Annotated in this window: 5 protein-coding genes; 1 reads left to right on the top strand and 4 read right to left on the bottom strand. The window is 69.7% G+C overall.

Annotated elements, in window-relative coordinates:
- Nucleotides 1–15 precede the first annotated feature (15 nt).
- From ppc to BLU81_RS29525, 4 genes are all read right to left on the bottom strand, one after another.
- Entirely contained in the window at nt 16–2814 is a 2799-nt protein-coding gene (gene ppc, locus BLU81_RS29540) for a phosphoenolpyruvate carboxylase (protein WP_092548464.1), read from the bottom strand.
- A 100-nt stretch (nt 2815–2914) separates the two neighbouring features.
- A complete protein-coding gene (locus BLU81_RS29535; RefSeq protein ID WP_231953573.1) occupies nt 2915–3865 on the bottom strand; it encodes a glycoside hydrolase family 6 protein in 951 nt (316 codons plus the stop codon).
- 4 nt (nt 3866–3869) lie between these two features.
- Nucleotides 3870–5819, bottom strand: a complete 1950-nt coding sequence (gene glxA, locus BLU81_RS29530; protein ID WP_092548458.1) for a radical copper oxidase GlxA — start codon at nt 5817–5819, stop codon at nt 3870–3872.
- Nucleotides 5816–7522: a glycosyltransferase family 2 protein gene (locus tag BLU81_RS29525; protein ID WP_092548456.1), complete on the bottom strand. Its 1707-nt coding sequence runs from the start codon at nt 7520–7522 to the stop codon at nt 5816–5818. The genes glxA and BLU81_RS29525 overlap by 4 nt, the downstream gene beginning before the upstream one ends.
- 306 nt (nt 7523–7828) lie before the next feature.
- On the opposite strand from BLU81_RS29525, the gene mfd reads away from it, so the two are divergent.
- Nucleotides 7829–11449: a transcription-repair coupling factor gene (gene mfd / locus BLU81_RS29520; RefSeq protein WP_092548453.1), complete on the top strand. Its 3621-nt coding sequence runs from the start codon at nt 7829–7831 to the stop codon at nt 11447–11449.
- The last annotated feature ends 18 nt before the right edge of the window (nt 11450–11467 follow it).

Here is an 11467-nt window from a genome sequence, read left to right as displayed (position 1 = left end):
CTGGTGTGGCGACCGTCAGCCGGTGTTGCGCATGCCGGCGGCGATGCCGTTGACCGTGGTCAGGAGGGCTCGCTCCAAGGCCGTCGAGTCGGACGGGCCTCGGCGGGCACCGGGGGCCGTCGGCATCTGGTGGCCGGCTTCGCCCAGGTCGCGGTACTGGCGGAGCAGGGCCACCTGGAGGTGGTGCAGCGGCTCCAGGTAGGTGTCGCGGACGTTCAAGGTGCGGGAGAGTTCCGGCTGTGAGGAGAGCAACTCGGTGCCGCCGGTGATGGCCAGGACCTCCTGGACCGTCAGCTCGTACTCCTGCTCGATCTTGGTGAAGATGGGGTGCAGCTCTTCGGGGACCAGGGTCTCCACGTAGCGGCGGGCGATCGACAAATCCGTCTTGGCGAGCATCATCTCGACGTTCGACAGGAATGTGCGGAAGAACTGCCAGTTCTCGTGCATCGCGTCGAGTTCGTTGCCGAGGCCGGCGGCGCGGACGGCGGCGAGGCCGGTGCCGACTCCGAACCAGCCGGGCACGATCTGTCGGGTCTGGGTCCAGCCGAACACCCACGGGATGGCACGTAGGCCGCCGAGCCCGGCGTCGGCGTTCGGGCGTTTCGCGGGGCGCGAGCCGATGTTGAGGGCGCCGAGCAGCTCGGTGGGGGTGGCGGCCCAGAAGTAGGCGGCCAGGTCCGGGTTCTCGACGAGCGTCCGGTACTGGGTGAACGCCGCGTCCGAGGCGGTGTCCATGACCGAGTCCCACACTTTGAGGCGCACCGGGTCGACCGAGATGCTGGTGTGCAGCAGGGTGGCCGACAGCACGGCGGCGACGGTGAGTTCCAGGTTCTCCCGGGCCAGGGCGGGCACCGTGTACTTGTCGGAGATGACCTCGCCCTGTTCGGTCACCTTGATCGCGCCGTCGAGGGTGCCGTACGGCTGCGCCAGGATCGCCTCGTGGGTGGGGCCGCCACCACGGCCGACGGTGCCACCGCGACCGTGGAACAGTTGGAGCCGCACCCCGTGCCGGGCGGCCACGTCACGCAGCGAGCGCTGCGCCTTGTGGATGCGCCACTGGCTGGTGGTGATGCCGGCTTCCTTGTTGGAGTCCGAGTAGCCGAGCATGACCTCCTGGATGTCCCCGCGGGCGCGGACGATCTCCCGGTAGGCGGGCAGGGAGAGCATCTCGTCGAGCAGGTCACCACCGGCGTCGAGTTCGGCGGGGGTCTCCAGCAGCGGCACGATGTTGATCTGGGCGCGGCCGGTGTGGACGTCGACAAGACCGGCCTCGCGGGCCAGCACGGCGGCCGCGAGCACGTCGTCGACGCCGAGGGTCATCGAGATGATGTACGCCTCGATGACGTCGGCACCGAACCGGGCGTGCGATTCCCGGATCGTGTGGAATACGTCGAACGTCTTGCGGGCCGAGTCGGTCAGCGGGGTGTCCTTGTTGGACAGCGGCCGCCGCCCGCCCAGTTCGGTGGCGAGCAGTTTGGTGCGCTCGGCCCGGTCCAGGGCGGCGTAGTCGCCGACCTCGCCGACCTGCGCGTACATCTGCTGGAGCACCTCGTGGTGCTTCTCGGCGTGCTCGCGCACGTCGAGGGTGGCCAACTGGAGACCGAACGCCGACGCGGTCCGGATCGCGGTGGCGACCACACCGACGGCGGGCAGCTGACCGGAGTTGCGGGCCAGTGACGCGCGCATCAGCTCCAGGTCGGAGATCAGCTCGTCGGAACCGAGATAGTCCCGGCCGGGCACGTGCGGGGTGCCGTTGACCAGCCGGCCCCGGGTGTTGGCCAACTTGGCCTTGATCGCGCGGACCTTCAGCCGGTACGGCTCCTCGGCGTTGACCCGGCGGAACCGCTGCTGGACCTCGGGCAGGTTGTCCAGATCCTGGGCGAGGCTGGCGGACAGGTCGAGGGAGACACCGCGCAGCCGCCGGGAGACGGACAGCTCGTCGATCAGCTTGTCCATCGCCAGTTCGGTGGCCTGGATGCCGTGCTCATGCTGGATGAGCAGCACTTCGCGGGTGACGGCCGGGGTGACGAACGGGTTGCCGTCGCGGTCGCCGCCGATCCAGGAGCCGAAGATCAGTGGCCGGGAGGTGGGTGCGGTCTCCACACCGAGGCGGCGCAGCGTCTCGGCCAGGTCGTCGAGCACCTGCGGGGCGGCCTCGGCGTACAGGTCCTTGAGGTAGTAGACGGCGTTGCGGGCCTCGTCGGTCGGGTCCGGCCGGTCCAGGCGCAGCTCGTCGGTCTGCCAGAGCAGGTCGATCAGCTCGGCGAAACGCTTGGTGGAGATGGTGGTGTCGGTGTCGCCGAACAGGGCGGCGGCGGCCGACTCGGCGTCCAGCGAGTCGGCGACCTGGCGCAGTTTCGACAGGATCGAACGCCGGGACGCCTCGGTGGGGTGCGCGGTGAAGACCGGGCGGACCGAGAGGCGGCGGGCGGCGGCGGCGATCTCGTCGGCCGGGACACCCTTCTCGGCGATCCGCTTGGCCGCCTGGTCCAGCCAGCCACCGTCGCGGGCGCGGCGGCGCCGCAGCTCACGGGACCGGTGCACCTGCTCGGTGATGTTGGCCAGGTGGAAGTAGGTGGAGAAGGCCCGCGCCAGCTTGGTGCCGGTGGCGATGTCCATGGCGCCCAGGCGCTCGGCGGCACCCGGCGCGTCCTGCCGAACCAGGGCACGGATCTCCTCGACCAGGTCGAGCAGTGGCCGGCCCTCCTGACGGGCCAGGGTCTGCCCCAGGAGCGTGCTGATCCGGCGGATGTCAGCACGGAGCGCGGCGTCGGGACCGTCGAGTTCGTCGACTTGGGCAGGCTGGTCTGTCATCGGGGCGCTCCTTCGCTCGGATGGCTCCAGGACGGCGCTGTCCCGACTTCGCCGATGTTATCGGCGTACCCCGTTCAGGGGGTGAATTGAGTCAAGAGTCTCACGACCCGGTAAGCGAACGTGCATAGGCCGGGTACCACTGACCTGCTACGGGGGCGCCTTTGCCGCAAGCGCCGTCGGACTCACCGGGACGCTTTATCCATAGGTAACCGTCAGTGAGCGCCTGTCCGGTGCGCAGCGTGGGTGCCTGACCGAGCAGTCGGCCGGGCGGATTGCACCAGGACTGTCCGGGTGCGGGCCCGTTGCCGTTGCGACTGGTGTCGACGACGAAATGTTTTCCGGCGAGTAGGCGTGACAATTCCACCCCGTACCGCAGATTGGCGTCGGTGGTCTGAAAGTTGGCGACGTTGAGTGAGAATCCGCGGGCGCGAGTGGCTCCGGCTCTACGTAGTGCCGGCGCGATCCGGGCGGCCGAGTGCCACCCGGGGTGCCCAGCGTCGAGGTAGACCGCGACGCCCGGATGCGCCCGCAGCGTGTCGACCGCGTACGCCAGCAGGGCGAGCCGGGTCGCGGTGTCCTTCTCGTTCAGGCAGCCGCCGACCGAGTCGGCGGCCGCGTCCGGTTCGAGGATCACCAGGGCGCGCCGGCCGCGCAGGGCTCCGGCGATCGAGGAGACCCAGTTCCGGTACGCCCGGGCGGTGCGCGCGCCACCGGCGGAATAACCCCGGCAGTCCCGTCCGGGGATGAAGTAGAGCGCCAGCACCGGCAGTTTCCCGGCCTTGTTCGCCCTGGCCACGACGGTGCGGGCGCGGTCGGCGAACCCGGCCCGCGCGTCGGTGAACCAGATCGCGGCCGGCTGATCGGCGATCTTCCGCATGATCGCGGCCTCGTCGTCCCGCCCGGAACGTTCCAGGTTGCGAACGTACCGGGCGGCCTGCCCGTCCGGGTCGACGTAGAGACCGTCGGCCACGACGCTGTCGACGGCCGGCATCCGGGCGAGAGCCGGGACGGGTGAAAGCCCCAGGACGGCGGCGAGCAGCAGAGGCCACATTCGGTCAGCGCACCTGTACCCATCGAGCCACCGACGGGACGCCCTTGTCATCCACAAGGAACAGCATGTACCAGCCCGAGGGGACGAGACCTGCCTTTTCCGGCACGGTCACTCGCGCGCCGTAGGGGGTGCGGATCAGGCTCAACGCCACTGAGCGCTGATCGACATCGGTCACGTGCGTGACGGCGCTAGGCCGCACCAACCGAGCCGAGGCGATCCGGTCCGCGTCCGGCGTACCGAAATAGGCTTCTTGTCCCCGGTCCACGGCAGCCGGGCCGCTGACGATCTCCGGGCGCTCGCCGCGGAAGAGGTAGGGCGGGCTGAAGATCTCGACGCGCTGCTCGAACGTACCGGCGTTCTCCCCGGTCTTGTCGTAGAGCGGATCGCCACCGAGCGTGATCACCCGGCCGTCGGGCAGCAGAATGGCCTCGGAGTGATAGTTGCGGCCGATCGTGGAGTCGGCCACCGCCTCGAAGACCTCGCGCTTCGGGTGGTAGATCTGCGCGTTGAACAGATCGCTGCGCGGTCTGCCCTGGTAGACGCCGCCCCGATAGCCGGAGGAGCCGCCGGTGGTGAGGACCGTGTCGTCCGGCAGCACCACCGCGGACAGGTAGCGGGCGGGTTTCGGCAGGTCCGGTCCGGGCCGGTAACGCGGGCTCTTCTCGTCCAGGTCGGCGATGTCGGTGCGGGCCGTCGACTGTTCCGACTCGCCCACCCCGCCGCCGCCGAGGATCATCACCTTCTGGTCCTGGGCCGGGGGCAGCAGCACCGACGAGCTGGTCTCGTTCATCGGGGCGTCCCGCAGACCGGGCACCGGTTTGAAGGTGTTGCGCTCGACGTTCCACAGCCCGGGGGTACGCCCCTCGGTGTCCGACCCGTACCCGGAGTTGGAGCCCGAGTAGAAGATCCGCCCGTCGGCCATCAGGTGCAGTCCCGGATAGGTGGGGAAGTAGCGCTTCAGGTCGGGCGCGGCCACCCAGCGGCGCTCGGCCGTCAGGTACCGCTCGTTGCGCCCGGGCAGGATCCGGCCGAACTGATCAAGACCGGACACCGCTAGTACGTCTCCACCGGTCGTGCCGATCAGGGTCGGGTACCAGCGGTGATCGGTCAGGTCACCGGTCCGCACGTAACGCTCGGTCACCGGGTCGAACTCGTACGACGTCTTGTCCCCGCCGTACTCCTGCTTCTCCCGGGTGATCTTCTCGGCGATGCCGTAGAGGTTGCGGGCGTCGAGACCGGTCAGCCCGTCGATCGCGTACTGCGCCGGAGACGGCACCACCGGCTGGTCGCCCTTCGCCACCGCGTCGGCCCAGACCTCGGCCTCACCGGCGTGCACCATGATCTTGCCGCCGTGGAACATCTTGCGCGCGGCCGGCACGGTCACCTCCGACCTGATCCGGTACGCCTGACCGCTCGCCGATCGCAGCGTGGTGCCCTTCGGGAAGACCCGTGGCCCGCCGTCCGGCGACTCGTTCTTGATCTTCATGACGCCGGCCGCGTGCTCCACGTCTGCTTCGAGCACCTCGTACGACTCGGTCCCGCCGGCCACCAGCAGCTTGCCGTCCGGCAGGAAGGTGTGCCCGGCGCAGAACATGTCGGTGGGTGTCTCCACCTCGGTGAACTCGTCGTCGCGCGGGTCGTAGAGCACGGTCCGGAACGACTCCGCCTCGAACGCGTCCCGGTTGTTCCCGCTGCCCGCGATGATCAGGACCTTGCCGGTGTGCAGCAGCGCCGCGTGGATCGCGTTGACCTTGAAATCGCGGGGGACCGACAGGCGCGACCAGAGCCCGTGGGTTTGTTTGTATTCCTGCAGGTTGACCCGGAACGTGTGCACGGCCTCACCGGCGACCGCGATCACCGGCCGGTTCGCGACCGCCGCGCCGCCCAGTACCACCAGTGCGGCCAGGCCGCTGGTGAGCCGGCGGGCGGCGGAGGGGCGGGTGTGGGGTTTCATGCCGACGGCTCCTTGCGTTTGCTGATCAGCCACAGCGTCACCGGGGCGAGGCAGATGGCCAGGTTGAGGGCGGGCCAGGCGTACATCGCCGGGTCGACGTGGTCGACGAACGGGGAGACGGCCAGCAGCACGGTGTAGAGGGCGGCCCAGCGCAGGCCCGGTGCGAACGTGGCGAGCCGGTCCGGGCTGGCCGAGTCGCCCTTCGGGGTCACCACGAAACCGGACCGGCGGCCCAGCACCGCGGAGACGAACGACGACACGTAGACCGGGGTGCAGAGGGTGGAGGCGAGCATCCCGGCCAGCCCCGACGACCCGGACTTCTCGTGCGGGCTGACGTTGTGCCGCCGGTTGAACAGGTAGAGCCCGACCTGGAACAGCGCGGCGTCTACGTAGAGCATCAGCCACACCTCGCCCGGTACCTGCACGCCCTTGGCGCCGAGCAGCAGGAAGCAGGCCGCGTTCACCGCGCCGAGCAGCCAGGCCGCCGCGGTCAGCGGGTAGTACGACATGAGCAGCCCGTAGTGCAGCGACCGGGCCGGGCCGAGCCGCCACAGCATCGCCGCGAACCGCCGGACCACCACCTCGTCGGTGCCCCGGGCCCACCGGTGCTGCTGGGTGAAGTAGTCGGTCCAGGACGACGGGCCCTCACCGACGGCCAGTAAGTCCGGTGTGTAGACCGAGGTCCAGCGCCGGCCGGTGGCCGGGTTGGCGGTGGCGTGGATCCGCAGGCTGGTGGCCATGTCCTCGGTGATCGAGTCCTGCAGGCCGCCGATCTGGTTCAGCGCCGCGATGCGTACCGCGTTGTTGGTGCCGACCAGCATCGCGATGCCGCGCCGGTTGCCGGCCCGCTGCAGCAGCGAGTGGAACAGGTACTGCTGCGACTCGGCCCAGCGGGTGATCCGGTTGTCGTAGTTGCCGTAGATCTGCGGGCCGACCACGAACGCGACGTCCGGGTCCCGGAAGTAGCCGAGCAGCCGTTCACACAGGTTCGGCCCCGGGACGTGGTCCGGGTCGACCGAGACGAACACGTCGTACTCGCCGCCGTGCGCGGTCAGCCACGAGTTGTAGTTGCCGTGTTTGGTCCGGGCCCGGTACCGGCCCGCCGGGGTGTTGAACTCCGGCCGGCCGTTGCGGGTGAAGTGCCGGACCCCGAGGCGCCGGCACATCAGCTTCACCACCGGGTCGTCGCCCTCGTCGAGCAGCCACACGTCGTAGTGGCCGTCGTAGCGGACCTCGAGAGCGGCCCGCAGGGTCCGTTCCACCATCTCGACCGGCTCCTTGCCGGGCACGATGGTGGTCAGGAACGCGACTCGTGTCCCGGTGTCCGGGACCACCGGTTGAGGGTCCCTCGCCCAGAGCGTTGCCAGACAGAGGGTCACGACGTTTACCAGACGGAACAGTTCGATCGCCGCGGTCGCCCCGATCATGAAACCGGTGGCCAGGTACAGGGTGGTGTGCAGTTCGTGGTCCGGCATCTCGATCGAGGTGACCAGCCACCCGAAGAAGGTGCTCTCGAAAGCGAAGGCGAACAGGGTGATCAGGATCGTCCGGATCGGACGCCGGCGGGCCATCCGTCGCATCCGGACCCGGTACGGCAGGCCGTCCGGTGGCGCCTCCTCGGCGGGGCCGGCCAGCACGCTGTACGCGCTGTAGGCGGACTGCCGTGGCAACAGATGGGTACTGCCCATCTCGTCGCTCGGCATCGGGGTACGTCCAGTCGGTGGCCGCTGTGGCGGGATCAGGGACGTGATCGGAACAGGTTGAGTGGCCCCGGGATCCGGGGGGTGGAGAATAGTCATGAATCAGGCGTTCACCTGATACCGGATTTTTCGCACGTCGCCTCCCCAAATTTGTGCAACGTCCGGGCACTTTTCCATGAGCGACACGACAAGATGTCGGACATGCTGTGCGATACCGGTTCTGTCGGTGGGTCGGACTAAGCTGAGGACACAACCCCCGCCCCTTCCCGGTCCGGGGTCGTTCGTCGTGCCCTCGGGGGGTCGCTCGTCATGCAGCTGTCCGGTCTGATTCCCGCCGCCCTGCGCGACCGTGGCCTGGCTCGCGCGCGCGACCTCGCCGCCAAGGGCTTCGTCGACTCCGACGCGCTCGACCTGACCGCACCGGTCTCGCTGCGCCCGTTCGTGGTGGCCACCGTCGCGGGCGGCACCGACCTCGGCGGCGCCGCACGGCCGGTCCTCGCGGTGACCGCCACCTCCCGCGAGGCCGATGACCTGGCTGCCGCGCTCGGCTGCCTGATCGACCCCGATCTGGTCGCCGTCTACCCGTCCTGGGAGACGCTGCCGCACGAGCGCCTGTCACCCCGCTCCGATACGGTCGGCCGCCGGCTGGCCGTGCTCCGCCGCCTCGCCCACCCCGCCGAGCACCCGCTGCGGGTCATCGTCGCGCCGGTCCGTTCGCTGCTCCAGCCGCAGCTCAGGGGCCTCGGCGACCTGGATCCCGTCGAGCTGGTCACCGGTCGTGAGGCGGAGCTGGAGGAGGTCGCGAGGCGGCTCTCCGACATGGCGTACGCGCGGGTCGACCTGGTCACCAAACGCGGCGAGTTCGCGGTCCGCGGCGGCATCCTCGACGTCTTCCCGCCCACCGACGAGCACCCGTCCCGGGTCGAGTTCTGGGGCGACGAGGTGGAGGAGATCCGCACCTTCGCCGTCGCCGACCAGCGGACCATCGACAAGGTCGAGCGCCTGTGGGCGCCGCCCTGCCGGGAGCTGCTGCTCACCCCCTCGGTCCGGGCCAAGGCCGCTTCGCTGGCCGAAGAACACCCCGAGCTGGCCGAGATCCTCGACAAACTCGCCGAGGGCATCCCGGTCGAGGGCATGGAGTCACTGGCCCCGGCGCTGCTCAGCGGCACCGGCAGCATGGAGTTGCTGATCGACTGCATGCCCGCGGGCACCCATGTGCTGCTCTGCGATCCCGAGCGGATCCGGACCCGGGCGCACGACCTCACCCGGACCTCGGACGAGTTCCTGGAGGCTTCCTGGGCGGCGGCCGCGGTCGGCGGCCAGGCGCCGATCGACGTGGGCGCGGTCGCTTTCAAAACCCTTGCTGACGTACGGGCCCATGCGGCTGTCCTCAAGCAACCCTGGTGGACCGTCTCGCCCTTCGGCCTGGCCACCGCCGACGCGTCGTCGCCGGAGGCGCTGCCGTGGGAGGACGGCGCCTCGGTGGATGTCGCGCCGGACCTCGGGGACGCCATCGCGCTCGCCGCGCAGCCGGTCCCGCTCTATCACGGTGAGACCGCGCGGCTCGCCGCCGATCTGGCCGGCTGGGCCGGTCAGGGCTGGGCCGTCGCGCTGGTCTTCGAGGGCAAGGGCACCGCCCAGCGGGCCGCCGAGCTGCTGCGTGACGCCGGTCTGGGTGTCACCACCGTCGACACGATCGAGAAACCGATCGGGGACGGTCAGGTGCTGATCACCTGCGGCGGGCTCAACCACGGTTTCGTCGACGAGGCCTCCCGGCTCGCGGTGATCACCGGCAACGACATCTCCGGCGGCCGGGGCGCGTCCACGAAGGACATGCGCAAGCTGCCGGCCCGGCGGCGCAACACCATCGACCCGCTCGAGTTGAAGACCGGCGACTTCGTCGTGCACGAACAGCACGGCATCGGGCGCTACATCGAACTGGTGCAGCGCAAGGTCAACGGCGCCGACCGGGAGTACCTGGTCATCGAGTACGCGGCGTCCAAACGCGGCCAGCCCGGCGACCGGCTCTTCGTCCCCACCGACCAGCTCGACCAGCTGTCGCGTTACGTCGGCGGGGAGGCGCCCACCCTGCACAAGATGGGCGGCGCCGACTGGCAGAAGAGCAAGGCCCGCGCGAAGAAGGCGGTCAAGGAGATCGCCGCCCAGCTGATCCAGCTGTACGCCGCCCGGCAGGCCTCCTCCGGGCACGCGTTCGGCCCGGACACCCCGTGGCAGCGGGAGCTGGAGGACGCGTTCCCCTACACCGAGACACCCGACCAGATGGCCGCGATCATCGAGGTCAAGCACGACATGGAGTTGCAGGTCCCGATGGACCGGCTGATCTGTGGCGACGTCGGTTACGGCAAGACCGAGATCGCGGTACGAGCGGCGTTCAAAGCCGTGCAGGACGGCAAACAGGTGGCCGTGCTGGTGCCCACCACACTGCTCGCCCAGCAGCACTTCAACACGTTCACCGAGCGGATGGGCCAGTTCCCGGTCCAGATCAGGCAGTTGTCCCGGTTCCAGACGCCGAAGGAGACCACCCTCACCCTGGAGGCCGCCGGCAACGGCACTGTCGACATCATCATCGGCACGCACCGGCTGCTCGCCAAGTCCACCCGTTTCAAGAACCTCGGCCTGATCATCGTGGACGAGGAGCAGCGTTTCGGCGTCGAGCACAAGGAGCAGCTCAAAGCCCTGCGCGCCTCGGTCGACGTGCTGACCATGTCGGCCACCCCGATCCCGCGCACCCTGGAGATGGCGATCACCGGCATCCGCGAGATGTCGACGATCGCCACCCCGCCGGAGGAGCGGCACCCGGTCCTGACCTACGTCGGCGGGTACGACGAGAAGCAGGTCTCCGCCGCCATCCACCGCGAACTGCTCCGCGACGGCCAGGTCTTCTTCCTGCACAACCGGGTCGAGTCGATCGACAAGACGGCCCGCCGGATCCGTGAGCTGGTCCCGGAGGCCCGGGTCGCGATCGCGCACGGCCAGATGAGCGAGGAGCAGCTGGAGAAGGTGATGGTCGGCTTCTGGGAGAAGGAGTTCGACGTCCTGGTCTGCACCACGATCGTCGAGTCCGGCATCGACATCCCGAACGCCAACACCCTGATCCTGGACCGCGCCGACCTGCTCGGCCTGGCCCAGCTGCACCAGATCCGCGGCCGGGTGGGACGAGGACGGGAGCGGGCGTACGCCTACTTCCTCTACCCCCGCGAGAAGCCGCTGACCGAACACGCCCACGAGCGGCTCGCCACCATCGCCCAGCACACCGAACTCGGCGCCGGTATGTACGTGGCGATGAAGGACCTGGAGATCCGCGGCGCCGGTAACCTGCTCGGCGGCGAACAGTCCGGTCACATCGAGGGTGTCGGCTTCGACCTCTACGTGCGGATGGTCGGCGAGGCGGTCGCCCAGTTCAAGGGCGAGCGCCAGGAGGAGGAGCCGGAGGTCAAGATCGACCTGCCGATCGACGCGCACCTGCCGACCGACTACATCGCCGTCGAGCGGCTGCGCCTGGAGGTCTACCGCAAACTGGCCGAGTCCCGCGACGAGGCACGCCTGGACGAGGTGGTGGCCGAGATGACCGACCGGTACGGCAAGCCGCCCGCGCCGGTGGTGAACCTGATCGCGGTGGCCCGGTTCCGTCTGCTGGCCCGCGCCTACGGCCTGACCGACGTCACCCTGCAGGGCAAATACATCCGCTTCTCGCCGCTGTCGCTGCTCGACTCCAAGCAGATGCGGCTGAAGCGCTACCACCCCGACTCCGTCTACAAGCCCGGCGCCGACCAGGTCAGCGTCCCCCGGCCCAGCACCCGCCGGATCGGTGGCGAGCTGATCCGCGACCAGGCCCTCCTGCAGTGGTGCGCCCAGCTCCTGAAAGACGTCCTCGGTGACGTGCCCGCGCCGGTCGGCGCGGCACGCTGAGGGTGGGGCGACGTAGAT

It is taken from the genome of Actinoplanes derwentensis (assembly GCF_900104725.1).
Classification (GTDB): Bacteria; Actinomycetota; Actinomycetes; order Mycobacteriales; family Micromonosporaceae; genus Actinoplanes; species Actinoplanes derwentensis.
This window is presented reverse-complemented; position numbering and strand designations above follow the sequence as displayed.